The 25,121-nt window shown below is 64.4% G+C and carries 25 protein-coding genes; 16 read left to right on the plus strand and 9 right to left on the minus strand.

The genetic code is table 11. From position 1 onward, the window contains the following. Positions 1-7: 7 nt before the first annotated feature. Both F3J45_RS14135 and F3J45_RS14140 read right to left on the minus strand, forming a co-directional pair. On the minus strand, positions 8-1,741 hold the full coding sequence (locus F3J45_RS14135) for a C13 family peptidase (protein WP_167063343.1): 1,734 nt from the start codon (positions 1,739-1,741) through the stop codon (positions 8-10). Positions 1,742-1,947: 206 nt separating this feature from the next. Continuing rightward, positions 1,948-2,403, minus strand: a complete 456-nt coding sequence (locus F3J45_RS14140) for a MaoC family dehydratase (RefSeq protein WP_167063346.1) — start codon at positions 2,401-2,403, stop codon at positions 1,948-1,950. A gap of 143 nt (positions 2,404-2,546) precedes the next feature. On the opposite strand from F3J45_RS14140, the gene F3J45_RS14145 reads away from it, so the two are divergent. From F3J45_RS14145 to F3J45_RS14155, 3 genes are read left to right on the plus strand one after another with little or no spacing between them, the layout of a single operon-like run. Further along, a complete protein-coding gene (locus F3J45_RS14145; protein ID WP_167063349.1) occupies positions 2,547-2,909 on the plus strand; it encodes a CidA/LrgA family protein in 363 nt (120 codons plus the stop codon). Further along, a complete protein-coding gene (locus F3J45_RS14150; protein WP_167063352.1) occupies positions 2,906-3,622 on the plus strand; it encodes an LrgB family protein in 717 nt (238 codons plus the stop codon). Before F3J45_RS14145 ends, F3J45_RS14150 begins: the two co-directional genes overlap by 4 nt. A gap of 9 nt (positions 3,623-3,631) precedes the next feature. Continuing rightward, complete coding sequence (locus tag F3J45_RS14155) at positions 3,632-4,222, plus strand: LON peptidase substrate-binding domain-containing protein (RefSeq protein ID WP_167063355.1); 591 nt, start codon at positions 3,632-3,634, stop codon at positions 4,220-4,222. Between the two features lie 33 nt (positions 4,223-4,255). Here the strand turns inward: F3J45_RS14155 and F3J45_RS14160 are convergent, their stop codons facing one another. Together F3J45_RS14160 and F3J45_RS14165 are read right to left on the minus strand one after the other, a co-directional pair. Further along, positions 4,256-5,572, minus strand: coding sequence for a bifunctional DedA family/phosphatase PAP2 family protein (locus tag F3J45_RS14160; RefSeq protein WP_167063358.1), 1,317 nt, complete (start codon positions 5,570-5,572; stop codon positions 4,256-4,258). A gap of 3 nt (positions 5,573-5,575) precedes the next feature. Continuing rightward, the gene (locus tag F3J45_RS14165) at positions 5,576-6,250 is read right to left on the minus strand and encodes a DNA-3-methyladenine glycosylase (protein WP_167063361.1); all 675 of its coding nucleotides are present in this window, start codon (positions 6,248-6,250) and stop codon (positions 5,576-5,578) included. 255 nt (positions 6,251-6,505) lie between these two features. Here F3J45_RS14165 and F3J45_RS14170 point away from each other — a divergent pair, with 255 nt between their 5' ends. The 13 genes from F3J45_RS14170 to F3J45_RS14230 all read left to right on the plus strand — a co-directional run bounded on the left by F3J45_RS14170 (position 6,506) and on the right by F3J45_RS14230 (position 18,926). Continuing rightward, a complete protein-coding gene (locus F3J45_RS14170) occupies positions 6,506-7,777 on the plus strand; it encodes a glutamate-5-semialdehyde dehydrogenase (protein WP_167063364.1) in 1,272 nt (423 codons plus the stop codon). 1 nt (position 7,778) lies between these two features. Then, complete coding sequence (nadD, locus tag F3J45_RS14175; RefSeq protein ID WP_167063367.1) at positions 7,779-8,438, plus strand: nicotinate-nucleotide adenylyltransferase; 660 nt, start codon at positions 7,779-7,781, stop codon at positions 8,436-8,438. A 44-nt stretch (positions 8,439-8,482) separates the two neighbouring features. After that, positions 8,483-8,905, plus strand: a complete 423-nt coding sequence (rsfS, locus tag F3J45_RS14180) for a ribosome silencing factor (RefSeq protein ID WP_167063370.1) — start codon at positions 8,483-8,485, stop codon at positions 8,903-8,905. Between the two features lie 9 nt (positions 8,906-8,914). Beyond that, positions 8,915-9,382, plus strand: a complete 468-nt coding sequence (rlmH, locus tag F3J45_RS14185) for a 23S rRNA (pseudouridine(1915)-N(3))-methyltransferase RlmH (RefSeq protein WP_008090421.1) — start codon at positions 8,915-8,917, stop codon at positions 9,380-9,382. A 16-nt stretch (positions 9,383-9,398) separates the two neighbouring features. Continuing rightward, entirely contained in the window at positions 9,399-11,288 is a 1,890-nt protein-coding gene (mrdA, locus tag F3J45_RS14190; RefSeq protein WP_167063373.1) for a penicillin-binding protein 2, read from the plus strand. After that, complete coding sequence (gene rodA / locus F3J45_RS14195; RefSeq protein WP_370526375.1) at positions 11,285-12,430, plus strand: rod shape-determining protein RodA; 1,146 nt, start codon at positions 11,285-11,287, stop codon at positions 12,428-12,430. Before mrdA ends, rodA begins: the two co-directional genes overlap by 4 nt. 17 nt (positions 12,431-12,447) lie before the next feature. After that, positions 12,448-13,458: a lytic murein transglycosylase B gene (mltB, locus tag F3J45_RS14200; protein WP_167063376.1), complete on the plus strand. Its 1,011-nt coding sequence runs from the start codon at positions 12,448-12,450 to the stop codon at positions 13,456-13,458. 8 nt (positions 13,459-13,466) lie between these two features. Continuing rightward, a complete protein-coding gene (locus F3J45_RS14205) occupies positions 13,467-14,459 on the plus strand; it encodes a septal ring lytic transglycosylase RlpA family protein (protein WP_205299911.1) in 993 nt (330 codons plus the stop codon). Between the two features lie 269 nt (positions 14,460-14,728). Continuing rightward, positions 14,729-15,889, plus strand: a complete 1,161-nt coding sequence (locus F3J45_RS14210; protein ID WP_167063382.1) for a D-alanyl-D-alanine carboxypeptidase family protein — start codon at positions 14,729-14,731, stop codon at positions 15,887-15,889. A 73-nt stretch (positions 15,890-15,962) separates the two neighbouring features. Then, positions 15,963-16,238 (plus strand): DUF493 domain-containing protein, encoded by a 276-nt coding sequence (locus tag F3J45_RS14215; protein ID WP_009685832.1) that lies wholly within the window; start codon positions 15,963-15,965, stop codon positions 16,236-16,238. Next, complete coding sequence (gene lipB, locus F3J45_RS14220) at positions 16,238-16,885, plus strand: lipoyl(octanoyl) transferase LipB (RefSeq protein ID WP_167063385.1); 648 nt, start codon at positions 16,238-16,240, stop codon at positions 16,883-16,885. The genes F3J45_RS14215 and lipB overlap by 1 nt, the downstream gene beginning before the upstream one ends. A 2-nt stretch (positions 16,886-16,887) precedes the next feature. Next, positions 16,888-17,904 carry a lipoyl synthase gene (lipA, locus tag F3J45_RS14225; RefSeq protein WP_167063388.1) on the plus strand — a complete coding sequence of 339 codons (1,017 nt, stop codon included), beginning with the start codon at positions 16,888-16,890 and terminating at the stop codon, positions 17,902-17,904. Positions 17,905-17,987: 83 nt separating this feature from the next. Next, positions 17,988-18,926 carry an LD-carboxypeptidase gene (locus F3J45_RS14230; protein WP_167063391.1) on the plus strand — a complete coding sequence of 313 codons (939 nt, stop codon included), beginning with the start codon at positions 17,988-17,990 and terminating at the stop codon, positions 18,924-18,926. A gap of 127 nt (positions 18,927-19,053) precedes the next feature. On the opposite strand, the gene F3J45_RS14235 is transcribed toward F3J45_RS14230, so the two are convergent. The 5 genes from F3J45_RS14235 to leuS form a co-directional block, all read right to left on the minus strand. Further along, the gene (locus tag F3J45_RS14235; protein ID WP_167063394.1) at positions 19,054-20,370 is read right to left on the minus strand and encodes a lytic murein transglycosylase; all 1,317 of its coding nucleotides are present in this window, start codon (positions 20,368-20,370) and stop codon (positions 19,054-19,056) included. 60 nt (positions 20,371-20,430) lie between these two features. After that, positions 20,431-20,595 carry an alternative ribosome rescue factor ArfA gene (gene arfA / locus F3J45_RS14240; RefSeq protein WP_167063397.1) on the minus strand — a complete coding sequence of 55 codons (165 nt, stop codon included), beginning with the start codon at positions 20,593-20,595 and terminating at the stop codon, positions 20,431-20,433. Positions 20,596-20,688: 93 nt separating this feature from the next. Next, positions 20,689-21,726, minus strand: a complete 1,038-nt coding sequence (gene holA, locus F3J45_RS14245; RefSeq protein WP_167063400.1) for a DNA polymerase III subunit delta — start codon at positions 21,724-21,726, stop codon at positions 20,689-20,691. 36 nt (positions 21,727-21,762) lie between these two features. Continuing rightward, positions 21,763-22,368, minus strand: coding sequence for an LPS assembly lipoprotein LptE (gene lptE / locus F3J45_RS14250; protein ID WP_167063403.1), 606 nt, complete (start codon positions 22,366-22,368; stop codon positions 21,763-21,765). A gap of 61 nt (positions 22,369-22,429) precedes the next feature. Further along, positions 22,430-25,036: a leucine--tRNA ligase gene (leuS, locus tag F3J45_RS14255; protein WP_167063407.1), complete on the minus strand. Its 2,607-nt coding sequence runs from the start codon at positions 25,034-25,036 to the stop codon at positions 22,430-22,432. Positions 25,037-25,121 lie beyond the last annotated feature (85 nt).

Consider the following 25,121-nt stretch of genomic DNA (forward strand, 5'->3'; position numbering starts at 1 on the left):
CACAAGCTTAGTGGCTGGCAGGGCTTTTTGCCTGTTCCTGCGCTTGCGCCTGCGCCGCATTGCGCAAGGCTTCCTCTGCCTGTTGCCGGCGCAAGCGCTGCCAATGTGCCAGTACTGCGGGCGGTGCCCAGAACTGGGGCTCGGAAGCCTCGAAACCTTCCCTGCGTTCTCGTTCGGCAACACTGCTGCGCGCCAGTTCAAACGCCTGTTTCAGGTCGTCTGTCTGGTTCAGCGCTTCGGCGAACAGGGCGTCGCCGAAGTAGGTGAAGTCGGCCTCTTCCGAACAGCCGAACGACACCCGGTCAGCGCGTGCGGCGGTCATGATCAGCGTGCGGTCGTCCTTGAGTGCCGGGATATAGCCCCCTGAATAACAGGCGGAGATGACAATGATCTTGTCGCGGTCCTTGAGGGGGGCGAGGGCGCTGGCCAGTTCGTCGGCGGACAGGTCGGCCAGCTGCAGGCGCGGCTGGTCGAGCACCAGTTGGTGGTCTTCGCTGCCGTGGCTGGTCAGGTAGATGAACACCAGGTCTTCCGGGCCGCTGCGTTCGGCCAAGGTGCGGGCGGCGCGGGTCAGGTTTTCGCGGGTGGCCATGGGCCGGGTCGCCATCTGGTCGCGGTGGTTCACCAAGGTGACCTGGCCGCGGGCGCCGAAACGCACCTTGAGCATGTTGCTCACGTAGTCGGCTTCGCGCAGGAACACGCTCTGCTGGCCGTCACCGGCCAATACCAGGCTGTACAGCTGGATCGGCGCGGCCGAGCGCGGCACCTTGGCCAGCGCTTCGTCGAGCAGGCGGCCCTGGTTGAGCAGGGCCAGGTCCAGCGGGTCGGGCAGCAACTTGCCGTGCTGGTCGCGCACGCGCACGCCGTTGACCCAGTAGCCGCTTTCGACCAGGCCGTTGGCCAGGGTCAACTTGCCCTGGCCTTGGTAGGCGTCGTTGTCGAAACCGCCGACATACTTGCTGCCATCGGGCAGCTGCAGGCTACCCTGGCCAGACAGGTGCCAGTCGGCAAAGCCACCTTTGTAATGGCTGCCGTCGCTGCCCAGCAGTTCGCCTTCACCGAGCAGCGAGCCGTCCTTGAATTCGCCGATCCACACATCGCCATCGGCATTCTCATAGCGGCCGCGGCCTTCCAGGCGGTTATCCTTGAACTCACCGATGTACTGCTCGCCATCGACGCTGTCGTAGGTGCCGCTGCCTTGCAGCTGGCCATCGACGAAGCGGCCGCTGAACTGGTTGCCGCTGGCGTCACTGCGTACGCCGGCCCCATTGGGCTTGCCTTTGGCGAACAAGCCTTGGTAGCGGCTGCCGTCGGCCATTTCGAGCTCGCCGGCACCGTCGTACTGGTCGTCCTTGAACTGGCCACGGTAGCTCTGGTCGGCCTGCTTGAGGGTGCCTTCGCCGTCGCGCCGGCCATGGCTGAAGGTGCCGGCGTAGTGGCTGCCCGGCGTGGTCAGGTCGCCCAGGCCATGGAACAGGCCCTTGTCGAACTGGCCGCGGTAGATCTCGCCATTGCTGCCGCGCCATTCGCCCTGGCCGTGCCACTGGCCGTCCTTGAAGCTGCCGGCGTACCAACTGCCGTTGGGGTAGTCGATCCGCCCCTCGCCCTGCAACAGGCCGTCGACCACCTGGCCCCGGTAGCGGCCGCCATCGGGCAGGCGGGCGTCGGGCGGGGCCAGCGACTCGCCATCGCCACAGGCAGCGAGCATCAGGGACAGCGCGAGGGGGAGCAGTGGACGCATGGCGGAATCCGGGCACAAAGGTTTGCCGAGTATGCCGCAGAATACGGGGCGCAGGTATCTGTGACCCGACGGAAACAGCAGCTGCAACTCTGGTAGGAGAGAGCGCAGCTCGCGATGAGGCCGTCACAGGCAACCGAAATGGTCAGCGCCAGAGAAAGCATCGCGAGCTTTGCTCGCGCCTACGGGGAAGTGGGCAGCCTTTGGGGTCAGACGAAGCAGAGCGATAGCGGTTCGGCGATATAGGCCGGTTTCTCTTCGCCCTCGATCTCCAAGGTAACGGTGGCCTTGAGCAACCACTGCCCCGGTTTCTTCTCGGTCACTTCACCCAGGTCCACCTTCAACCGTACCTTGCTGTCCACTTTCACCGGCTGGATGAAGCGCACGCTGTCGAGGCCGTAGTTGACCACCATCTTCAGCCCCTCGGGCAGCACCAGGATGTCTTCCATCAGCTTGGGGATCAGCGACAAGGTCAGGAAGCCATGGGCGATGGTGGTGCCGAACGGCGTTTTGGCAGCCTTCGCCGGGTCCACATGAATGAACTGGAAGTCGCCCGTGGCTTCGGCGAACAGGTTGATGCGCTGCTGGTCGATCTTCAGCCAGTCGGAACGTCCCAGTTCCTTTCCAACGTACTGCGCAAGCTCGGTAACGGGTACATAGGGCATGGCGACTCTCCGGGTTGTCATTTGGTACGAGTGTGCAAGATCAGCACGCCGAACCGATTCAGTCAAGTTGACCACATTTCGGCGAATATCGGCTTACAGCCAGCCCGTGCTTATAATGGCCGGCATGGCCGAAGGAGATGCTTATGCTGTTGCGTGGTTTGACCTGGCTGGTGCTGTTTCAACTGCTGGGAACGGCGATCAACCACTTGTGCGTGCCGATCATCCCGGGGCCGATCATCGGCCTGCTGTTGCTGCTGTGTTTCCTCATGGCCCGGGGCGAGGTCGGCAAACCGTTGAACGAAGCCGCCAGCAGCCTGCTGCGTTACCTGCCGCTGTTGCTGGTGCCGCCAGCAGTGGGGGTGATGGTGTATGCCAAGGACATTGCCGCAGACTTCTGGGCCATCGCCGGCGCCTTGCTGATCTCCTGCCTGCTCACCCTGATATTCGTCGGCGTGCTGATGCAGAAGCTCATGCACCGCCAGGGCAAACACGAGGAGCAGCCATGACCCTTGACTGGCAAGGCGCCCTGGAGGCGGTGATCCACCACCCGCTGTTCGGCATCGGCATCACCCTGGGGGCGTACCAGATCGTCCTGGCGGCCTACGAGAAAACCCGTTGGATCTTCCTCCAGCCCGTGCTGGTGTCGATGCTGCTGGTGATCGGCGTGCTGCTCGCCTGCGGCATTGGCTATGGCGAATACCGCAAGAGCACCGAGATCATGAACATTCTGCTCGGCCCGGCCACCGTGGCCCTGGCCGTGCCGCTCTACCTCAACCTGCGGCGTATCCGCCAACTGTTCTGGCCGACTTTTACTACGCTGGTAATCGGAGGCCTGTTCGCCACGGTCTGCTGCCTGCTGCTGGGCTGGTGGTTTGGGGCCGAGCACATGATCCTGATGACCATGGCGCCGAAGTCGGTGACTTCGCCAATCGCCATGCTGGTGGCCGAGCAGATTGGCGGGGTGGCGGCCCTGGCGGCGGTGTTCGTGTTGATTACCGGGGTGATCGGGGCGATCTTCGGCCCGGCGCTGCTCAGCCGCCTGGGGGTGCGCAGCCCTGAGGCGCGCGGCATGGCGCTGGGTGTGACGGCGCATGCCGTGGGCACCTCGGTGGCTTTGCAGGAAAGTGACGAGTGCGGCGCCTTCGCCGCGTTGGCGATGAGCCTGATGGGGGTGGCCACGGCGGTGTTCCTGCCGTTGGCGGTCAGCCTGGTGGCTTGAGGAGTTGTGATGACGCTACCGCTGTTTCCTCTCAATACCGTGTTGTTTCCAGGGTGCCTGCTGGACTTGCAGATCTTCGAGGCGCGCTACCTGGACATGATCAGCCGCTGCATGAAGCAGGGCAGCGGCTTTGGCGTGGTGTGCATCGTCGAAGGCGAACAGGTGGGCAAGGCGCCGCCGGTGGTGGCGTCGATCGGTTGCGAGGCGCTGATTCGCGATTTCGTCCAACAGGACAACGGCCTGTTGGGCATCCGTGTGGAAGGCGTGCGGCGTTTCGAGCTGAGCCAAACCGAGGTGCAGAAGGACCAGTTGCTGCTGGGCGAGGTGCACTGGCTGGCGGAGCAGGCCGACAGCCCGCTGACCGAGCACGACGACGACCTGCTGGCGCTGCTGGTGGCACTGGGCGAGCACCCGATGGTCGAGGCGCTGGACATGCCCCGCGAGGTGGACGGGCGCCAGGCCCTGGCCAACCAGTTGGCCTACCTGCTGCCGTTCATGGAAGAGGACAAGCTTGATCTGCTGGCCATCGACTCACCGGGTGAGCGGCTTGAGGAAATCCAGAAGTTGCTGGAGCGGATCCAGGGTGAGTTGTTTGCCTGATCCGGCCCCGCGAAAGGGCCCGCCCAGGCAACCTCAATACTGATAACGAAGCAGCGCATGCGGCAACGCATGCAGGGCAAAGAACGCCAGCAACGCCACGCACGCCGGCAATATCAGCCACCACACCCGCTGCGGCATTGCCGTCAGCGGCTGGCGGTACTGCACCAGGGTCAGGCTAAGCGCACACACGCAGCAGGCCAGCAACGCGCCAGCCATGATGTCGGTCGGCCAATGCGCCCCCAGGTACACCCGCGACAAGGCAATCGCCAGTGCCGGAATGCAGCCCAGCAGCACCCAGGTCAGGCGCATGCGCGGGGGCATGCCGCGCCCGGCCAGCACCGCCAGGGTCAGAAAGAACGCAAACGACGCCGAACTGTGCCCACTGGGCATGCTGTAGCTGGTCAATGGGTCGCTCAGTACCTCCGGCCGGGCGCGGGCGAACAGCCATTTCAGCGAGCCATTGGCCAGTGCAGTGCCTATCAGCGTGCCGCCGGCGAACAGGGCATGGCGCCACTGCCGGGTGAGCAGCAGCAAGCCCGTCAGCACGCCACCCAGGTAGAACTGGGTCTTGAAGTCGCCTAGCCGCGTTACCAGCACCACGGCGCCGTCGATCATCTGGCTGCGGTGTTCCTGCACCAGTGTCATCACCCCCTGGTCGAAAGCCTGCAGGTACGGCCAGCCGAGGAACACTGCCGTCAAGGCAATGAAGCTCAGCCCGGCGATCAACCGGGTCCCGTGGCGCTGGTCACGCACGCTGCTGTTGAGGCTCAGCCCGATCAGCACCGCCAGGGTGCCGGCAATGATGCCTGCATCCAGCCAGAACCCGTCCGGCAGCGGCAGGCGCATCGCAGCGCCCGTGGCCCAGCCGGGCAACAGGTACGCCACCGACCAGCCGGCGGCGGCCAACAGGCTCACCGCGATGAAGCGCGGCAGCGGCATGTCGAACATGCCGGCCACCATCGGCAACATCGGCCGCAACGGGCCGATGAAACGGCCTACCAATAGGCTGGCAACGCCATAGCGCTGGAAGTAGGTTTCGGCGCTGCCTATCCATTCCGGGTGATGGCGCAGCAGGGGCAGGCGGCGGATGTTCTGGTGGAAATATTTGCCGATGGTGTACGACAGCGCATCGCCCAGCAAACCACCGAGAAAGCCCAGCAGCAAGGTTTCGCCAAGGCTGAACGCGCCGCTGCCGGCCAGTACCGCAACGGCGAACAGCAGCACCGTGCCGGGCACGATGATGCCGGCGATGGCTAGGCATTCCACGCAGGCAACCAGGAAAATCGCCAGGCCAAGCCACTGGGGGTTGGCGCTGAGCCAGCCGGTCAGGCTGTCGAGCCATTGGCCCATGGTTCAGGTTCCTTGTTCGAGGATAAAAAAGTCCCGCCCTTCGACTTGCCCACGGCGCAGCGGGTTCCGGGTACAGAAGCGGGCGTATTCGGCGTCAACGAAACGGTAGGGCAGGTGTTCGTCGCGGCCATGGGGAATGCCCAGGCGTGCAGCCTGGATGATCCGTGGCACGGCAATGGCGCAATCTTCGACGTACAGGCGCTCGGGGTCGAAGCGTTGCGCATCCCACTGTGGCACCTTCAGGCCCATGGCCTTGCACAGCAGGGTTTGCCCGGCGCACAGGCGTTCGGCCGGGCGCAGGTTGCCGCTGGCATCGGGGTTGTTCAGTTGCATCTGCGCCAGGCTGTTGGCATCGGATAGCCCATCGAGCCATGGGTAGGCGGACTTGATCAACACCGCATTCCCCGGGCCTTGGGCACTGAAATTGAGTGAATCGCCACCGCGTGCGTAGTACATGTAGATGTGCCCGCCGTCGAGGAACAGCGCCTTGCGTTTCTCGGTATAGCCGAGGGAGGCGTGACTACCCTTGTCGATGAGGTAGTAAGCCTCGGTTTCGATGATGCGCGCGGCCAGCCACAGGCCGCCGTGGCGGTGGCGGATCACCTTGCCCAGCAATGCCTTGGCCAGGGTTTGGGCGTCGCGGTCGAAGAAGCTGTCGGGCAGGGCACAGGCTGGCATGCTGGCGATTCATGAGGAAGAAGGCCGGGATGATAGCAATGAATGGCTTAACCCTGGCTGAAGCGGCTGAGCCATTCATTGGTGTCTGGACGTTTCTAGGGGAAACAGTGCTCGGTAGCAGCGGGCGCAGCTCGCGATCCGCCCGGCAAGTGGCGCCCGGCCACCGATTTTCTACCATCCGCCACCCGCCGCTGGGCGTACACCTGCGCGACAGTTATAATCAGCCGATTTCCCCTTCGCCAAGACACCGAACCCATGACTGAGTCCGTTCTTGACTACATGGCCCGCCTGGGTCACGCCGCTCGCCAGGCTTCGCGGGTGATTGCCCGTGCCAGCACCGCGCAGAAGAACCGCGCCCTGCAGGCCGCCGCCGACGCGCTGGACGCCGCCCGTGCCGAGCTTACCGCCGCCAACGAACTGGACTTGGCCGCTGGCCGCGCCAACGGCCTGGAACCGGCGCTGCTCGACCGCCTGGCGCTGACCCCGGCGCGTATCGACGGCATGATCACCGGCCTGCGCCAGGTGGCCAGCCTGCCGGACCCGGTGGGTGCCATTCGCGACATGAGCTACCGCCCGTCGGGCATCCAGGTGGGCAAGATGCGTGTGCCGCTGGGGGTGATCGGGATCATCTACGAGTCGCGCCCGAACGTGACCATCGATGCAGCCAGCTTGTGCCTGAAGTCGGGCAACGCCACCATCCTGCGCGGTGGCTCCGAGGCCATCCACTCCAACCGCGCCATCGCCACCTGCATCCAGCGTGGCCTGGCCACGGCTGGCCTGCCGGCTGCCGTGGTGCAGGTGGTCGAAACCACCGACCGTGAAGCCGTCGGCGCGCTGATCAGCATGCCCGAGTTCGTCGATGTCATCGTGCCGCGCGGCGGCCGTGGCCTGATCGAGCGCATCAGCCGTGATGCCCGCGTACCGGTGATCAAGCACCTGGACGGTATCTGCCACGTCTACGTGGCCGAGCATGCCGACCTGGAAAAAGCCTGGCGCGTGGCGTTCAACGCCAAGACCTACCGCTATGGCATCTGCGGCGCCATGGAAACCCTGCTGGTCGACCAGCGCGTAGCCGAAGGCTTCCTGCCGGAAATGGCCCGCCGCTTCATCGAGAAGGGCGTCGAGCTGCGCGGCTGTGAACGCACCCGCGCACTGATCGACGCCAAGCCGGCCACGGAAGACGACTGGCACACCGAGTACCTCGACGCGATCCTGTCGATTCGTGTGGTCGACGGCCTGGACCAGGCCATCGAGCACATCAACCACTATGGCTCGCACCACACCGATTCGATCCTCACCGAACACCAGGGCCAGGCCCGCCAGTTCATGGCCGAAGTCGACTCGGCGTCGGTGATGCTCAACACCCCAACCTGCTTCGCCGACGGCTTCGAATATGGCCTGGGCGCGGAAATCGGCATTTCCACCGACAAGCTGCATGCCCGCGGCCCGGTCGGCCTGGAAGGCCTGACCTGCGAGAAGTACGTGGTGGTCGGTGACGGCCAGCTGCGCGGCCAGGAGTCCTGCTGAGTTGAGCAAGGCCCAGGCAGCCCGGCGCATCGGCATTCTTGGCGGTACGTTCGACCCCGTGCACATCGGCCACCTGCGCAGCGCGCTGGAAGTGGCCGAGTTCATGGCGCTCGATGAGTTGCGCCTGCTGCCCAACGCCCGCCCGCCGCACCGCGACACCCCGCAGGTGGCAGCGCAGGATCGCCTGGCCATGGTGCGTGAAGCGGTACAGGGCGTTGCCTGCCTGAGCGTCGATGCCCGCGAGCTTGCACGTGACAAGCCGTCGTACACCATCGACACGCTGGAGTCGGTTCGCGCGGAGCTGGGCGCCGACGACCAGCTGTTCCTGGTGCTGGGCTGGGACGCCTTTTGCGGCCTGCCGGGTTGGCACCGCTGGGAAGAATTGCTGCAACACTGTCACATCCTGGTATTGCAACGCCCGGATGCCGACGTTGAACCACCCGACGAGCTGCGCAACCTGCTGGCTGCGCGCTCGCAGAGCGATCCCACCGCCATGTCCGGCCCGGCGGGGAATATTTCGTTCGTCTGGCAGACACCGCTTGCGGTGTCGGCTACACAGATCCGACAGCTGCTGGCCAGCGGCAAATCGGTGAGGTTCCTGGTGCCGGACGCCGTACTGGCCTACATCGAGGCGCATGAACTGTATCGTGCGCCCAACTGACGGTGCCCCAGGGCGCCTCATCCAAACGAGTTGAAGAGTTTTATATGAGCAAGCAGAAAATCAATGGCGAAGCACTGGTCAAACTGACCATCAGCGCTCTGGAAGACGTCAAGGCCCAGGACATCCAGGTCATCGACGTGCGTGAAAAGCACAGCCTGACCGACTACATGATCATCGCCACCGGTACCTCCAACCGCCAGATCAACGCGATGCTGGAAAAGGTCCGTGAAGCGGTCAAGAAAGAGGGCGCGCAGCCACTGGGCGAAGAAGGCAAGGGCGACAGCGACTGGGTACTGCTGGACCTGAACGACGTCATCGTCCACATGATGACCGCCGCTGCCCGCCAGTTCTACGACCTGGAGCGCCTGTGGGCCGGTGCCGAGCAAAGCCGTGCCGCCGATGCCAAGCACCACAGCCCGGAAAACGCCAGCGACTACTTCACCGACAAGCTCAAAGACCGGGAATAAGGAAGCGTCGTGCGTCTGCGCCTGATCGCGGTCGGCTCGCGCATGCCCAAGTGGGTCGAGGAAGGCTGGCATGAATATGCCAAGCGCCTGCCCCAGGAGCTGTCGCTTGAGCTGGTGGAAATCCCGCTGAACACCCGTGGCAAGAATGCCGACGTCGCCCGCCTGATTCGTCAGGAGGGCGAGGCCATGCTGAGCAAGGTGCAGCCAGGGGAACGCATCGTCACCCTGGAGGTCCATGGCAAGCCCTGGAGTACCGAGCAGCTGGCCACCGAGCTGGACCGCTGGCGGCTGGACTCGCGCACGGTGAACTTGATGGTGGGCGGCCCGGAAGGGCTGGCGCCGGAGGTCTGCGCGCGCGCCGAGCAACGTTGGTCGCTGTCGCCGCTGACCCTGCCGCACCCGTTGGTAAGGATACTCATCGGCGAGCAGATCTACCGCGCCTGGACCGTGTTGTCCGGGCATCCGTACCACAAATGAGCCTGTAAGCCGCCCGATGTCGCAGCCGATCCGTCTGAAGGACCACGAGAAAGACGCCCGCCTGGTGCGTAACCGCGTCGTTGTCGGCGCCGTGGCGGTGATGCTGCTCATCTGCGTGTTGGTCGCGCGGCTGTATTACCTGCAGATCATCCAGTACGACTATCACTCCACGCTTTCGGAAAACAACCGGGTGCATGTGCAGCCGATTCCGCCAACCCGTGGCCTGATCTTCGACCGCAACGGGGTGATCGTCGCCGACAACCGGCCAAGCTTCAGCCTGTCGATGACCCGCGAACGTGCGGGTAACTGGCAGGAAGTGCTGGATACCATCGTCGAAGTGCTGGAGTTGACCGCCGACGACCGCGCCCTGTTCGAAAAACGCATGAAGCAGGGCCGCCGGCCGTTCGAGCCGGTGCCGATCCTGTTCGAGCTGAACGAAGAGCAGATCGCCCGGGTAGCCGTGAACCAGTTCCGCCTGCCGGGGGTGGAGGTGGTCGCCCAGCTGGTGCGCCACTACCCACAGGGCGCGCATTTTGCCCATTCGGTCGGTTATGTCGGGCGCATCAACGAAAAAGAGCTCAAGACCCTCGACCCGGTCAACTACAGCGGCACCCACCATATCGGCAAAACCGGCATCGAGCGTTTCTACGAGCCCGAGCTGCATGGCCAGGTGGGGTACGAGGAAGTAGAAACCAACGCCCGTGGCCGCGTGCTGCGGGTGCTCAAGCGCACCGACCCGAAGCCGGGCAAGGACATCATCCTGAGCCTGGACATCAAGCTGCAGGAGGCCGCCGAGGCCGCCCTGGGCGGGCGCCGTGGCGCGGTGGTGGCGCTCGACCCGCGCACCGGCGAAGTGCTGGCGATGGTCAGCCAGCCAAGCTTCGACCCCAACCTGTTCGTGACCGGCATCAGCTTCAAGGCCTATGCCGAGCTGCGCGACTCGATCGACCGGCCACTGTTCAACCGCGTCCTGCGCGGCCTGTACCCGCCGGGCTCGACCATCAAGCCAGCAGTGGCCATCGCCGGCCTGGACAGCGGCGTGGTCAACGCCAGCAGCCGGGTGTTCGACCCGGGCTATTACCAGTTGCCCAATTACGACCACAAGTACCGTAACTGGAACCGTACCGGTGACGGGTGGGTCGACCTGGACACCGCGATCATGCGTTCCAACGACACCTACTTCTACGACCTGGCCCACAAGATGGGCATCGACCGGCTGTCCAGCTACATGAACCGGTTCGGCATCGGCCAGAAGGTGGCCCTGGACATGTTCGAGGAATCGCCCGGGCTGATGCCGTCGCGCGAATGGAAACGCGCCACCCGGCGCCAGGCCTGGTTCCCGGGGGAAACCCTGATCCTCGGCATCGGCCAGGGCTACATGCAGGCCACGCCACTGCAGCTGGCCCAGGCCACCGCGCTGATCGCCAACAAGGGCGTGTGGAACCGCCCGCACCTGGCCAAGTCCATCGAAGGCCAGCCACCGGTGGACCCCAACCCCATGGAAAACATCGTCCTGCGTGACAAGTCCGACTGGGCCAAGGTCACCCATGGCATGGAACAGGTGATGCACAACGCCCGCGGCACCGCCCGCAAGGCCGCCGCCGGCGCCCAGTACCGCATTGCCGGCAAGAGCGGCACCGCCCAGGTGGTGGCGATCAAGCAAGGCGAGAAATACGACCGCAACAAACTTCAGGAGCGCCACCGCGACCACGCGCTGTTCGTTGCCTTCGCCCCGGCCGACGATCCGAAGATCGTGGTTTCGGTGATGGTCGAGAACGGTGAGTCCGGCTCGGGCGTTGCCGCCCCCGTGGTGCGGCAGATCATGGACGCCTGGCTGCTCGACGAGAACGGCCGGCTCAAGCCTGAATTCGCTCCTGCCACCGTCGCCCAGGAAACGGCTCCGTGAAAAACAATTTCGATCGCATGCTCTCCAGCGAGGACGTGATGCGGCGGCGCGCCAGCTTTCTGCAGCGCATCCACATCGACGGCCCCTTGCTGGTCATCCTGCTGACCCTTGCGGCCGGCAGCCTGTTCGTACTTTATTCGGCCAGCGGCAAGAACTGGGACCTGCTGCTCAAGCAGGCCACCTCGTTCGGCATCGGCCTGGTGTCGATGTTCGTCATCGCCCAGCTGGAGCCGCGCTTCATGGCGCGCTGGGTGCCCCTGGCGTACCTGGTGGGGGTGTTCCTGTTGGTGGTGGTGGACGTCATGGGCCACAACGCCATGGGCGCCACACGCTGGATCAACATCCCCGGGGTGATTCGCTTCCAGCCCTCGGAATTTCTCAAGATCATCATGCCGGCGACCATCGCCTGGTACCTGTCCAAGCGCACCTTGCCGCCACACCTGAAACATGTGGCAATCAGCCTGGTGTTGATCGGCGTGCCGTTCATTCTTATCGTGCGCCAGCCGGACCTGGGTACGGCCTTGCTGATTCTGGCCTCCGGTGCGTTCGTGCTGTTCATGGGCGGGCTGCGCTGGCGCTGGATCCTCAGCGTGCTGGCGGCCACTGTGCCGGTGGCGGTGGCGATGTGGTTCTTCGTGATGCATGACTACCAGAAGCAGCGGGTACTGACCTTCCTCGACCCGGAAAGCGACCCGTTGGGCACCGGTTGGAACATCATCCAGTCCAAGGCGGCCATCGGCTCCGGCGGGGTGTTCGGCAAGGGCTGGCTGCTCGGCACCCAGTCGCACCTGGACTTTCTGCCCGAAAGCCACACCGACTTCATCATCGCCGTGCTCGGCGAGGAGTTCGGCCTGGTTGGTATCTGCCTGCTGTTGATCGTCTACCTGCTGCTGATCGGCCGCGGGCTGATGATTACCGCGCAGGCGCAAACCCTGTTCGGCAAGCTGCTCGCGGGCAGCCTGACCATGACTTTCTTTGTGTACGTGTTCGTCAATATCGGTATGGTCAGCGGCCTTCTGCCCGTGGTGGGCGTGCCGCTGCCCTTCATCAGCTATGGCGGAACATCGTTGGTGACGCTGTTGTCAGCGTTTGGCGTTCTGATGTCGATCCATACGCACCGCAAGTGGATTGCACAGGTTTGAAAAAGGTGAAGAATTTCATGCAAGCAGTGCGTAACTGGGCTGCCCGTTGTGCGCCGTGGGTCGGCGCGGTGGGCCTGTTCGGCGCTGTACAACTGGCCCATGCCGGCGATTACGACGGTTCGCCACAGGTGGCCGAGTTCATCGGCCAGATGAGCCGCGACTATGGCTTTGCCAGCGAGCAGCTGCAGGGCGTGTTCCACGAGGTGCAGCGCAAGCAGTCGATCCTCGATGCCATTTCGCGCCCGGCCGAACGGGTCAAGCCGTGGAAGGAATACCGGCCGATGTTCATCACCGACGCGCGCATCGCCCGGGGTGTGGATTTCTGGCGCCAGCATGAAGCCGTGCTGGCCCGGGCTGAGCAGGAATATGGCGTGCCGGCCCAGTACATCGTGGCGATCATCGGCGTGGAGACGTTTTTTGGCCGCAACACCGGCAATTACCGGGTAATGGATGCCTTGTCGACCCTGGCGTTCGACTACCCGCCGCGTGCCGAATTCTTCCGCAAGGAACTGCGCGAGTACCTGCTGCTGGCCCGTGAGGAACAGCTCGACCCGCTCACCCTGAAAGGCTCCTACGCCGGTGCCATGGGCCTGCCGCAGTTCATGCCAAGCAGTTTCCGCAACTATGCGGTGGACTTCGACGCTGACGGCCATATCAACATCTGGAACAACCCCGACGATGCCATCGGCAGCGTGGCCAGCTACTTCAAGCGCCATGGCTGGGTGGCCGGCGAGGGCGTGGTCAGCCGCGCCCAGGTCAGTGGCCCGCGGGCCGACGAGGGCCTGACCAGCGGCATTGAGCCGGTGAAAACGGTCGGGGAGTTGCGGGCGCTGGGCTGGTCGAGCCATGATGCGTTGCGCGATGATCTGCCGGTGACTGCCTTCCGCCTGGAAGGTGACAACGGCCCCGAGTACTGGATGGGCCTGAAGAACTTCTACGCGATCACTCGCTACAACCGCAGCGTGATGTATGCCATGGCGGTGCATCAGCTTGCCGAACAGCTGGTCCAAGTACGGGGCATCAAGTAATGCGCGCAATGTTCTCTGCCAACACCTTGAAGCTGCTGACCTGCATGACCGTGGGCATGCTGCTGGTCAGCTGTTCCTCCAGCCGCCCGACCTCCCAGGGTGGCGGCAACGCCGTGCGCTCCCAGCCGGGCCTGGATATCAACCGGGCGCACAAGGACGGCGCGCCGTGGTGGGACGTGGACGTCAACAAGATCCCCGACGCCACGCCGACCGTGCACACCGGGGCCTACAAGGCCAACCCGTACACCGTGCTGGGCAAGACCTACTACCCAATGCAGGACGCGCGCAACTACCGCGCCGAGGGCACCGCGTCGTGGTACGGCACCAAGTTCCACGGGCAGAACACCGCCAACGGCGAGCTCTATGACCTGTACGGCATGAGCGCGGCGCACAAGACCCTGCCGCTGCCGGCTTACGTTCGGGTGACCAACCTGGCCAACGGGCGCAGCGTGATCCTGCGGGTCAATGACCGTGGCCCGTTCTATTCCGACCGCATCATCGACCTGTCCTACGCGGCGGCGAAGAAACTGGGCTACGCCGAGATCGGCACCGCCCATGTGCGCGTGGAAGGCATCGACCCGCAACAATGGTGGGCGCAGAAGGGCCAGCAGCCGCCGCTGATGCTCAAGGAGCCACAGGTCGCCCAGACCCAGGCGATCCCGGCCAGCACCGGGCGCGTCGAGCAGTGGACGCCACCGCCGCAGCAGCACGCAGCCCCGGTGGTGCCGGTGCAGGTGGCCGGCGGCAGCGTACCGGCTGGCGGTGCCGGCAATGTCCTGCAGGTGGGCGCCTTCGCCAACCCCGATGCCGCCGAACTGCTGCGCTCCAAGCTCAGCACCATGGTCAGCGCGCCGGTGTTCATCAGCTCGATCGTGCGCAACCAGCAGACCCTGCACCGCGTGCGCCTGGGGCCGTTCAACAGCCAGGGTGAAATCCAGCAGGCACAGAACAGCATTCGCCTGGCGAACCTTGGGCAGGCCAAGCTGGTCACAGCTGACTGACCGCGTCGCGTTCTTCGCGGGCAAGCCCGCTCCCACAGCGTTTCGCGTTTCCTGTGGGAGCGGGCTTGCCCGCGAAGAAGGCGACACCAAACTGTCGGTTTTGTCATGAATTGTCGAACGCGGGCATGTACACTGTTCGCTTTTGCCCGTAGCGACATCAGGTCGCACTTTGCGGGCCAGGCCTGCGGCCACTAAAACTAGACTGACTGGCGCTGGGCACACGATGTGGCCCAGGGAACATCAGACCATTAGCGATTTTCGAGAGACGGATGAACATCACCAACCTTGCCAAACGACTTTGCCTGCCCGTACTGCTGATGCTCACGCCCGCTGCCTTCGCGGCGGAGCAGATGATGCCTGCACCTCCGCAGCTGGCTGCCAAGTCCTACGTACTCATGGACGCGTCCAGCGGCAACGTGCTGGTCGAGAACAACGGTGACGAGCGCCTGCCACCGGCCAGCCTGACCAAGCTGATGACCGCCTACATCGCCACCGTCGACATCCGTCGTGGCCAGATCGGCGAGAACGACCCGGTCACCGTCAGCGAGAACGCCTGGCGCACCGGCGGTTCGCGCATGTTCATCAAGGTTGGTAGCCAGGTTACCGTCAGCGACCTGCTGCACGGCATCATCATCCAGTCGGGCAACGACGCCTCGGTCGCCCTGTCCGAGCACATCGCCGGCAGCGAAGACGCCTTCGCCGACATGATGAACAAGACCGCTGCCGAACTGGGCATGTCCAACAGCCACTTCATGAACCCGACCGGCCTGCCGAACCCGGAGCACTACTCCTCGGCCCACGACATGGCCCTGCTGGCCCGCGCGATCATCAACATCGACCCGGCCCACTACGCCATCTACTCGCAGAAAGAGTTCTTCTGGAACAACATCAAGCAGCCTAACCGTAACTTGCTGCTGTGGCGTGACAAGACCGTCGACGGTCTGAAAACCGGCCACACCGAAGAAGCCGGCTACTGCATGGTGGCATCGGCCGTGCGTGACGGTCAGCGCCTGATCGCCGTGGTGTTCGGCACCAACAGCGAGCAAGCCCGCGCCGCCGAAACCCAGAAGCTGCTGACCTACGGTTTCCGCTTCTTCGAAACCCAGACCTTCTACCAGAAGGGCACCGAGCTGACCCAGGCGCCGGTATGGAAGGGCGCCACTGGCCAAGTCAAGGCTGGCCTGGCCGACGACCTGACCATGACTATGCCTAAAGGCCAATTGAAGCGCCTGCAGGCTTCGATGACCATGAACCCGCAGCTCACCGCACCAATCGCCAAAGGTGACGTGATCGGCAAAGTGGAAGTCAAACTGGACGAGCAAGTGGTTCACAGCGCCGACCTGATCGCCCTCGACGGCGTTGAGGAAGGTGGTTTCTTCCGCCGTATGTGGGATAGCATCCGTCTGTTCTTCTACGGGTTGTTCAACTGATACGTGACCTGCACGCCCCCGTAACTCCTGCGGGGGCGCTGTTGTTGCCACGCCTTACGAGGGCGTTTGCGCCATGAGCGAACCTGACGTCAAGTCGCACAAAATCGAATTCCCCTGCGCCGATTACCCGATCAAGGTCATCGGCGATACCGTTGTCGGCTTCAAGGACACGGTCATCGAAATCCTCAGCAAGCACGCCAAGGTCGACCTTTCCACCCTGGCCGAGCGCCAGAGCAAGGAAGGCAAGTACACCACCGTGCAACTGCACATCGTGGCCGAAAGCGAAAACCAGCTGCACGACATCAACAGTGCCCTGCGTGCCACCGGCATCGTGAAAATGGTGCTGTGATGTCCCTTTGCCTCGGTGTTCGCGAGCTTGGCCTGCAGCCCTATGAACCGGTGCTGGAGGCCATGCGTCGCTTCACCGAGCAGCGTAGCCCGGACAGCCAGGATGAAATCTGGCTGGTCGAGCACCCCGCGGTCTTCACCCAGGGCCAGGCCGGCAAGGCCGAGCACCTGCTGGTGCCGGGCGACATCCCGGTGGTGCAGACCGACCGCGGCGGCCAGGTGACCTACCATGGCCCCGGGCAGTTGGTGGCCTACCTGCTGCTGGACGTACGCCGCCTGGGCTTTGGCGTGCGCGAACTGGTCAGCCGCATCGAGCGCACGCTGATCGACCTGCTCGCCAGCTACGGCGTGGTTGCCGTGGCCAAGCCCGATGCGCCGGGTGTCTATGTCGACGGAGCGAAAATCGCCTCCCTCGGCCTGCGAATCCGCAACGGCCGTTCTTTCCACGGCCTTGCTCTGAACGTGGACATGGACCTTGCGCCATTCCGCCGAATCAACCCCTGTGGGTATGCGGGGCTGGCCATGACCCAGCTGCGCGACCTGGCAGGCCCGATCGAACTCGACGAGGTCAGGACAAGGCTGCGCGGACAGCTGGTCAAGCACCTCGACTATGCTGAGCAGACGACCCTCATGGGCGGAATCGACTGAATATGACAACTGTGCAAGAAGCCGTGCCGAACCTGATACCCACCCAGGATATCACACCGCGCCCCGCGCCGAAGAAGGTGGAAGCTGGGGTAAAACTGCGTGGCGCCGAAAAGGTCGCGCGCATTCCGGTGAAGATCATCCCCACCGAAGAACTGCCGAAAAAGCCCGACTGGATCCGCGTACGCATTCCGGTTTCCCCGGAAGTCGACCGTATCAAGCAACTGCTGCGCAAGCACAAGCTGCACAGCGTGTGTGAGGAAGCGTCCTGCCCGAACCTGGGTGAGTGCTTCTCCGGTGGTACCGCCACCTTCATGATCATGGGCGACATCTGTACCCGTCGCTGCCCGTTCTGCGACGTCGGCCACGGCCGGCCGAAGCCGCTGGACCTGGACGAGCCGAAGAACCTGGCCGTGGCCATCGCCGACCTGCGCCTGAAGTATGTGGTGATCACCTCGGTTGACCGCGACGACCTGCGCGACGGTGGTGCCCAGCACTTTGCCGACTGCATCCGCGAAATCCGCGCGCTGTCGCCAGGCGTGCAGCTGGAAACCCTGGTGCCGGACTACCGCGGCCGTATGGACGTGGCGCTGGAAATCACCGCGCAAGAGCCGCCAGATGTGTTCAACCACAACCTGGAAACCGTACCGCGCCTGTACAAGGCTGCGCGTCCGGGGTCGGACTACGACTGGTCGCTGGACCTGCTGCAGAAGTTCAAGCAAATGGTACCGCATGTGCCGACCAAGTCCGGCCTGATGCTGGGCTTGGGCGAAACCGACGAGGAAGTGATCGAGGTGATGCACCGCATGCGCGAGCACGACATCGACATGCTGACCCTCGGCCAGTACCTGCAGCCGTCGCGTAGCCACCTGCCAGTGCAGCGTTTCGTCCACCCGGACACCTTCGCCTGGTTCGCCGAGGAAGGTTACAAGATGGGCTTCAAGAACGTGGCCTCCGGCCCGCTGGTGCGTTCGTCGTACCACGCCGACCAGCAAGCCCACGAAGCCAAGATCAAGCTCTGATCCTGGCGTGAGCCGAACATGCCGATGCGCGCTGTAAGGCGGCATCGGCATTTTTGTTTTTGCCGTTTCACCAAGGAGCCACGATGAATTGCGCCGAACCCCTTGAATCCCGTTTGCCCAGGGCGCTACCGGGCAACGCCTGCTTCGCCATCGTCGCCCCGGCAGGCCCGGCGCGGCTGGATGTGCAGAGGGCCAGCCAGTGGTTCAGCGAACGGGGCTACCGCTGCCAGGTGTACCCGGGCGCGCAGCAGGCCGATGGCTACCTGGCAGGGAGCGATGAACAGCGGCTGCAGGACCTGCATGCCGCCTTTGCCGATCCCGCTGTCGACGCGATCCTGTGCATGCGTGGGGGCTATGGCAGCATGCGCCTGCTGGATCGCCTCGACTTCGACCTGATCCGCCGCCACCCCAAGCCGCTGATCGGCTACAGCGACATCACCGCGTTGCACATGGCGCTGTACCGGCATGCCGGGTTGATTACCTTCCACGGCGCGATGCTCAACGCCGACCTGTTGGGCGGCAAGCTGCAGCCCACCGAGGCATCGTTGCTGGCGCAACTGGGCGGGCAGGTGGGGGCGGGTGATGCCATCGCCCACCCTGGCGAGTTCGCCCTGCAGTGCGTGGTGCCTGGAGTGGCCAGCGGGCGTTTGCTGGGGGGGAACCTGTCGATGCTGGGGGCGACCATGGGTACCTTGGCGGAAATCGACACCCAGGGGTGCATCCTGTTCATCGAGGACGTCAACGAGCCGCTGTACCGGGTGGACCGGTTGCTGACCCAGCTGCGCCTGGCGGGCAAGCTGCAAGGGGTGAAGGGTGTGCTGGTGGGGGATTTCGCCGGGATTACCGTTGCGGCGCTGACGCCGTTGCTGGAGCAGACCTTTGCGCCGTTGGGGGTGCCGGTGCTGGCCGGGTGGCGCAGTGGGCATTGTGATCCGAATGTGTGTTTGCCGCTGGGGGCGGTGGTTCGGCTTGATAGTCGGGCGCAGACATTGGTTTTGGAGCAGGGTTTGTTCAAGGGTTGAGGCAGCTGGGGCTGCTTTGCAGCCCATCGCGACTTGGCAGTCGCTCCTACCGGGGGGGAATCGCGTTCATTCCTCCTGTAGGAGCGACTGCCAAGTCGCGATGGGCCGCAGAGCGGCCCCAGGGTTATCAGCGAGCCCGCAAGCTCTCAAGCAATTTGTGGGTCGGATACCCATCCGCCGGCCACCCCAGCCCCTGCTGGGCATTGCGAATCGCCTTGCGGGTATTGGCCCCGATAATGCCATCGGCATTGCCCGCGTCATGCCCGCTGGCATTGAGCAAATTCTGCAGCTCCATGCGCTCGCTGCGGCTTAGCGGTAAATCTTCCTTCGGCCAGCTCCCGGCGATGAAGCCCCACCCCGAGAATCGATCGCCCAGCAAGCTCACCGCCAGGGCATAGGACGACGAATTGTTGTACTTGAGGATCGCGCGGAAGTTGTCCAGCACCAGGAACGCAGGGCCCCGGGCGCCTGCCGGCAACAGCAGGGCCGCCGACAGCTGGTTGCTGCCTGCTGGCAACTGGGTGCCCGCCGGCAGCTTCACGCCCAACTGCAGCCACTCGCTCACCGGCTTGCGCAGCGAGCCATCGGCCAGCCAGTAATCGAAGCCAGCCGGCACCTGCACCTCGAAGCCCCAGGGTTGGCCATGCTTCCAGCCCGAGCTTTGCAGGTAGTGCGCGGTCGAGGCCAGGGCGTCTGGCGTGCTGTTCCAGATGTCGCGGCGGCCGTCACCGTCGAAGTCCACCGCGTGGGTGTTGTAGGTGGTGGGAATGAACTGAGTCTGGCCCATCGCACCGGCCCAGGAGCCACGCATGGCCTCGGGCTGGATATCGCCGTGCTGAATGATCTGCAGGGCGGCGATCAGTTGGTCCTGGGCGAATTGCGGGCGGCGGCCTTCGTAGGCCAGGGTCGCCAGTGAGCGAATCACCGACTTGTTGCCCTGGAACTGGCCGAAGTTGCTCTCCATGCCCCACACCGCGACCAAGGCCTGGCGGTCGACGCCATAGCGCTGCTCGATGCGGGTCAGCAGTTCAGCATTCTGCTCCAGCAATTTCTTGCCGTTGCGCACGCGCAGGGGCGAGAGGGCGCCGTCCAGGTATTCCCACACCGGGCGGGTGAATTCTGGCTGGCTGCGGTCGGCCTTGATCACGTCCAGGTCCGGGGTCACGCCCAGGAACGCGCGGTCGAAGGTGCTCGGGGTAATGCCGGCCTGCAGCGCCAGCTGGCGGAAGTTGGCCTGCCATTGGGCGAAGGTTTGCAGGGGCTGGATGTCAGTGCTGACGTCGGGCGTGGCGCTGGGCAGGGTCACGACCGGGGCGGGCTGGGCAGGGGCCAGCGGCAGGGCGTCGGCGGCGGTGGGTTTCTCCGCGCAGGCGACGAGCAGGATGAAGCTGGAGGCCGCGAGCAACTGGCGGGAATTCCAACGGGGGAGAAGACTCAAGAGCATGCACAGATCCAGAATTGCAGGTCAGATGCCGACCATACCACGCCTGCGCTTGCGATGCTTTCATGCCGCCAAAAAGTAAGAAGCCTCCCAATCTCTCGATTGGAAGGCTTCGCGGCGGTAGCTGCCTTTGCCCTTGCTTGGTTGTTCCTGGCGGCAGCGGAACAGCGGTTGGGCGATGATTGACTTGGCCTTGTTGGGGCCGTGCTTTTTCGGCTTTTTGCTCATGGCGGCGTTCCCGATTGGGGTGGATTTCGCGGCGCACTTTAGGCCTTGGGGGAGGGTAGGGCCAATTGATTGTGTTTATGAGCAGGAGCCCCGTTATTCCGGGGGCAACACCAGCCGTTGCCCGGCCATCAACAGCGCCAGGCGCGACAACCCGGTCCAGGGCGACCCTTCGGCCTGCCCCTTGATCTGCGCATCGATTCGCTGGGCATCCTGCAGCAACTGCGCCCAGCGCTGCGCCGAAAGGCGCTGCAACGCCTTGCTGACCAGTGGCCGACGCTTGTCCCACACTGGCGGGCGGGCTTGGCTGAAGGCTTTGTCCAGCGGCACGCCCTGGGCAAACTGCTGGGCAAGCCCTGCCAGCAAGCGCAACTCGCGGGCCAGCGCCCAGAGAATCACCGGCGGCTCCACACCCTCGCCACGCAAGCCTTCAAGCATGCGCAGGGCATGCGCGGCCTCGCCATTGAGAATGGCATCGACCAGCCCGAACACATCGAAGCGGGCACTGTCGGCCACTGCCGACTGCACCGTTTCCACGGTGATCTGGTTGCCTTCGGCAAGCAGCTTGAGCTTTTCGATTTCCTGGGCGGCAGCCAGCAGGTTGCCCTCGACCCGTGCGGCGATCAGGTCGACCGCATCGCGCTGGGCCGAGAGGCCAGCCTGGGACAGGCGCTGGTTGATCCATTGCGGCAGCTGCTGGGCATCCACCGGCCAGATCTGGATGAACTGGCAATGGGCACCTTCGATCAGCGCCTTGCCCCACTTGGTTTTTTGCGCACTGCCATCGAGTTTGGGCAGGCTGACCAGCAACAGGGTGTCTTCGGCGGGGTTGGCGCAGTATTCCATCAAGGCCGCAGCGCCCTTGTCGCCGGGCTTGCCCGACGGCAGGCGCAGTTCCAGCAAGCGCCGCTGGGCGAACAGCGACAGGCTGGCCCCGGCCTGGAGCAGGGTGCCCCAGTCGAAGTTGGCGTCGGCGCTGAACACCTGGCGTTCATCGAAGCCCTGCTGGCGTGCCGCGTTGCGAATGGCGTCGGCGGCTTCCTGGCACAGCAGCGGGTCGTCGCCGCTGACCACGTAGACCGGTGCCAGGGCGCCTTGCAGGTGTTTGTTGAGTTGGGCGGGAGCGAGCTTCATGGGAGCAGGCGGGGCACCGAAGTGCCCCGCACGGGCTTACTTGCCCGGGATTTCCAGTGGCGACTGCTGCGGCGTTTCTGCCTGCTGGCGGCGCGCGGCCTCCAGGGCATCCGCTTCGGCCTTGGCGCGGGCGTCGGCCTTGACCTGCAGCTCGTCCAGTTTTGCCGGGGTGAGGATTTGCAGGCGCGATACCATCATCTGCACCAGGTCACGGCGCATTTCCTCGCGGGTGCGGCTGGCGTCCTGGTCGGAACCGGTGATGTTCGAACCGTCACGCACGTAGACCTTGCGCACTTCCACCTTGTCGCTCAGCAGTTCCAGCTGGTTCTGGCCTTGGATGCTGTAGTTCAGGGTGGTGAACAGCTCGTACTCGGCGGCGCGGTTGCCACCGGTGTAGCTGGCCGAACGCTCGGTTTCCTGTTCGTTGGTCAGCACCAGATGGTAAGGCGCGCCGGTGTGCACGTTGACACCGCTGTGCTCCAGGGCCTGACGCAGCTGCTTCACGGTCTGGCCGTAGGCGTTGCGCGCGCTGACGTCCATTTCCTTGACGCTCATCTCGTTGGTGCCGGTGCCGCGCAGCTGGAAACCGCAGGCGCTGAGCATCACGGCCAGGCCCATTACCAGCAGATTGCGTTTGATCATGTTGTTGCTCCCTTGTGGGCCGATTACGCCCGCCCGCATTGCCTGCGGGCGGGCGCTGCCATCAGTTGGCGACGATGTTGACCAGCTTGCCCGGAACCACGATGACCTTGCGGATGGTCAGGCCATCGATGAAGCGCAGGACATTTTCGTTGCTACGGGCGGCGGCTTCGATTTCCTCGCGGCTGGCGGCGGCAGGCATTTCCACCTGGCCACGCAGCTTGCCGTTGACCTGTACCACCAGGACGATGCTGTCCTGCACCAGGGCGCTGTCGTCCACGGCCGGCCAGCCGGCGTCGATCACGGCCTGATCGTGGCCCAGCTGCTTCCACAGTTCGTGGGAGATGTGCGGGGTGATCGGTGCCAGCAGCAGGGTCACGGCTTCCAGGCCTTCCTGCAGCAGGGCGCGGTCCTGTTCGGTGGCTTGCGGGGCTTTTTCCAGCACGTTCATCACGGTCATCACCTGGGCGATGGCGGTGTTGAACTTGTGGTACTGGCCCACGTCGGTGCTGGCCTGCTTGATCGCAGCGTGAATGGCGCGGCGGATGACCTTTTGCGCATCATCCAGGGCGGCAACATCCAGCTTGCCCGGCAAGCCCTGGGCCACATGGGCCTGGGCCAGGCGCCAGACGCGGCGCAGGAAGCGGCTGGCACCCTCGACGCCGGAGTCGGACCACTCAAGGCTCGCGTCAGGCGGCGAGGCGAACATCATGAACAGGCGGCAGGTGTCGGCGCCGTACTGGTCGATCATCGACTGTGGGTCGACGCCGTTGTTCTTCGACTTCGACATCTTCTCGGTGCCGCCAATTTCCACCGGCAGGCCGTCGGTCTTCAGGCGGGCGCCGATGATCTTGGCCTTGGCATCGCGCTCGATTTCGACGTCGGCCGGGTTGAACCAGTCCTTGCCGCCATTGCTGGCCACGCGGTAGTAGGTTTCGGCAACGACCATGCCCTGGGTCAGCAGGTTCTTGAACGGCTCGTTGGAGGTTACCAGGCCTTCGTCGCGCATCAGCTTGTGGAAGAAGCGCGCATACAGCAGGTGCAGGATGGCGTGTTCGATACCGCCGATGTACTGGTCCACCGGCAGCCAGTGGTTGGCCGCTTTCGGGTCGACCATGCCGCCCTCGTAGTTCGGCGAGGCGTAGCGGGCGAAGTACCAGGACGATTCCACGAAGGTGTCCATGGTGTCGGTTTCGCGCTTGGCCGCGGCGCCGCATTTCGGGCAGCTGCAGGCATAGAACTCGGGCATGCGCGCCAGGGGCGAGCCGGCGCCGTCCGGCACCACGTTCTCTGGCAGGGTGACCGGCAGTTGGTCTTCCGGCACTGGCACGTCGCCGCACGACGGGCAGTGGATGATCGGAATCGGGCAGCCCCAGTAGCGCTGGCGGCTGATACCCCAGTCACGCAGGCGGAACTGGGTGCGCGACTTGCCGAGCTCCTTGCGCAGCAGCGCCGCTTCGATGGCGTCGAAGGCGCCGGCGAAGTCCAGGCCGTCGAACTCGCCGGAGTTGATCAGCTGGCCGTGCTCGCCGTAGGCGTCCTGCCACTCGCTGCCCACTTCATCGCCAGCGCTGGTGCGCACCACGGCCTTGACCGGCAGGTTGTACTTGTGGGCGAACTCGAAGTCGCGCTCGTCGTGGGCCGGTACGGCCATCACGGCGCCATCGCCGTAGTGCATCAGCACGTAGTTGGCGACCCAAACCGGCAGTTTCTCGCCGGTCAGCGGGTGCTGCACGAACAGGGAAGTGGGCATGCCCTTCTTCTCCTGGGTGGCCATGTCGGCCTCGGCAACGCTGCCGCTTTTGCATTCTTCGATGAACGCCTGCAGCGCCGGGTTGCCCTGGGCGGCCTGGGTGGCCAGCGGGTGCTCGGCGGCGACGGCGACGTAGGTGGCGCCCATCAGGGTGTCGGCACGGGTGGTGAAGACTTTCAGGGTGCCTTCGTGGCCGATGCTGGCCTGGTCGTACGGGAACTGCACTTCCATGCCGCGCGACTTGCCGATCCAGTTGCGCTGCATGGTCTTGACCTGCTCAGGCCAGCCCGGCAGTTCGTCGAGGCTTTCCAGCAGCTCGTCGGCGTAGTCGGTGATGCGGAAGTAGTACATCGGAATTTCGCGCTTCTCGATCAGCGCGCCCGAACGCCAGCCGCGGCCGTCGATGACCTGCTCGTTGGCCAGTACGGTCTGGTCGGCCGGGTCCCAGTTCACGGTCCCGTTCTTGCGGTAGATGATGCCTTTCTCGAACAGGCGGGTGAACAGCCACTGTTCCCAGCGGTAGTAGTCCGGCTTGCAGGTGGTGACTTCACGTGCCCAGTCGATGGCCAGGCCCAGGCTCTTGAGCTGGGTCTTCATGTAGTCGATGTTTTCGTACGTCCACTTGGCCGGGGCGACGTTGTTCTTCATCGCGGCGTTTTCCGCCGGCATGCCGAAGGCGTCCCAGCCCATTGGCTGCAGGACGTTCTTGCCCAGCATGCGCTGGTAGCGGGCAATCACGTCACCGATGGTGTAGTTGCGCACGTGGCCCATGTGTAGCTTGCCGCTCGGGTACGGGAACATCGACAGGCAGTAGTAGGTGTCCTTGCCTGGCTGTTCGGTAACAGCGAACGATTGTTGCTCGTCCCAGAAATTCTGGGCGGCGGCTTCGATATCACGGGGCGTGTATTGTTCGTGCATGGCTACTTTTTGCTGAGAGAGAAGAGACCTTGTTCCAGGCAGCGGAACCTCGCTGCGTCCGGCACTCCGGTGTCGTTTTAGAGTG

Origin of the sequence: Pantoea sp. Ap-967, from assembly GCF_011752565.1 — a bacterium.
Classification (GTDB): Bacteria; Pseudomonadota; Gammaproteobacteria; order Pseudomonadales; family Pseudomonadaceae; genus Aquipseudomonas.

Bases quoted from the DNA above. Each gene is read 5' to 3' on its own strand.
- F3J45_RS14135 (WP_167063343.1), bottom strand. From the start codon at position 1,741: ATGCGTCCACTGCTCCCCCTCGCGCTGTCCCTGATGCTCGCTGCCTGT.
- F3J45_RS14140 (WP_167063346.1), bottom strand. From the start codon at position 2,403: ATGCCCTATGTACCCGTTACCGAGCTTGCGCAGTACGTTGGAAAGGAA.
- F3J45_RS14145 (WP_167063349.1), top strand. From the start codon at position 2,547: ATGCTGTTGCGTGGTTTGACCTGGCTGGTGCTGTTTCAACTGCTGGGA.
- F3J45_RS14150 (WP_167063352.1), top strand. From the start codon at position 2,906: ATGACCCTTGACTGGCAAGGCGCCCTGGAGGCGGTGATCCACCACCCG.
- F3J45_RS14155 (WP_167063355.1), top strand. From the start codon at position 3,632: ATGACGCTACCGCTGTTTCCTCTCAATACCGTGTTGTTTCCAGGGTGC.
- F3J45_RS14160 (WP_167063358.1), bottom strand. From the start codon at position 5,572: ATGGGCCAATGGCTCGACAGCCTGACCGGCTGGCTCAGCGCCAACCCC.
- F3J45_RS14165 (WP_167063361.1), bottom strand. From the start codon at position 6,250: ATGCCAGCCTGTGCCCTGCCCGACAGCTTCTTCGACCGCGACGCCCAA.
- F3J45_RS14170 (WP_167063364.1), top strand. From the start codon at position 6,506: ATGACTGAGTCCGTTCTTGACTACATGGCCCGCCTGGGTCACGCCGCT.
- rsfS (WP_167063370.1), top strand. From the start codon at position 8,483: ATGAGCAAGCAGAAAATCAATGGCGAAGCACTGGTCAAACTGACCATC.
- mrdA (WP_167063373.1), top strand. From the start codon at position 9,399: ATGTCGCAGCCGATCCGTCTGAAGGACCACGAGAAAGACGCCCGCCTG.
- mltB (WP_167063376.1), top strand. From the start codon at position 12,448: ATGCAAGCAGTGCGTAACTGGGCTGCCCGTTGTGCGCCGTGGGTCGGC.
- F3J45_RS14205 (WP_205299911.1), top strand. From the start codon at position 13,467: ATGTTCTCTGCCAACACCTTGAAGCTGCTGACCTGCATGACCGTGGGC.
- F3J45_RS14210 (WP_167063382.1), top strand. From the start codon at position 14,729: ATGAACATCACCAACCTTGCCAAACGACTTTGCCTGCCCGTACTGCTG.
- F3J45_RS14215 (WP_009685832.1), top strand. From the start codon at position 15,963: ATGAGCGAACCTGACGTCAAGTCGCACAAAATCGAATTCCCCTGCGCC.
- lipB (WP_167063385.1), top strand. From the start codon at position 16,238: ATGTCCCTTTGCCTCGGTGTTCGCGAGCTTGGCCTGCAGCCCTATGAA.
- lipA (WP_167063388.1), top strand. From the start codon at position 16,888: ATGACAACTGTGCAAGAAGCCGTGCCGAACCTGATACCCACCCAGGAT.
- F3J45_RS14230 (WP_167063391.1), top strand. From the start codon at position 17,988: ATGAATTGCGCCGAACCCCTTGAATCCCGTTTGCCCAGGGCGCTACCG.
- F3J45_RS14235 (WP_167063394.1), bottom strand. From the start codon at position 20,370: ATGCTCTTGAGTCTTCTCCCCCGTTGGAATTCCCGCCAGTTGCTCGCG.
- arfA (WP_167063397.1), bottom strand. From the start codon at position 20,595: ATGAGCAAAAAGCCGAAAAAGCACGGCCCCAACAAGGCCAAGTCAATC.
- holA (WP_167063400.1), bottom strand. From the start codon at position 21,726: ATGAAGCTCGCTCCCGCCCAACTCAACAAACACCTGCAAGGCGCCCTG.
- lptE (WP_167063403.1), bottom strand. From the start codon at position 22,368: ATGATCAAACGCAATCTGCTGGTAATGGGCCTGGCCGTGATGCTCAGC.
- leuS (WP_167063407.1), bottom strand. From the start codon at position 25,036: ATGCACGAACAATACACGCCCCGTGATATCGAAGCCGCCGCCCAGAAT.